Below are 665 nucleotides of genomic sequence, written 5' to 3'. Positions count from 1 at the left end.
GGGTAAAACCAGCGTGACAATTCAACCCGCCATTATGGTAAACCGCCAGTCACCGGAGTTGATGTCGGCTATCTTGGCCACCGGAATCAAACTCAGTGATGCCGACCGGCTGTCCGTTCTCAACCAATGGTCAAATATCCAGTTTGCCGAACGCATCAACTATCAGCTGGTTGCCAGTGTTGTTGCCGTTTTCATCCTCTACATCATTATCAGCATTTACTGGAACCGCCGCCTGAGCAAGGAAGTCGAGCAGCGCAAACAGACCGAGCAGGCCTTGCAAACCGAACGTGACAACTTCAAAACCCTGTTCAAGGAAGCCACCGAAGGCAATCTGATCTTTCAGTTTGGCCAGTGTATCGCCCACAACCACGCCACCGAACGACTGCTGGGTTATCGCAACGGCCGCAATATCGACGGCATGACACTCGCCAAAGCCACGACATTAACCCAGCCCGATGGCCGCGAGTCTGAAGAGGTGATCACCCGGGCCTTTGCGACCTGTCTCAACAAGGGCACCTTTCACCTGGAACTGATGATTCGCCGTCAGGATGGTACCCAACGCTGGCTTGATATTTCCCTGACGCGCATTCACTACGAAGGCCAGCCAGCCATTTATGCCGTACTGAAAGATATTTCAGAGCAGAAACGGCTCACCGCTGAACTGG

The 665-nt window shown here is 53.4% G+C and carries 1 protein-coding gene; it reads left to right on the top strand.

The annotated features are described in order from the left end of the window. Positions 1-13: 13 nt before the first annotated feature. A partial coding sequence (locus tag Q4563_RS15530) for a PAS domain S-box protein (RefSeq protein ID WP_303605097.1) occupies positions 14-665 on the top strand: 652 nt, incomplete at its 3' end.

Source organism: Gilvimarinus sp. 1_MG-2023 (genome assembly GCF_030548285.1).
The sequence above is the reverse complement of the archived record's forward strand: the minus strand, read 5'-3'. Positions and strand labels throughout refer to the sequence as shown.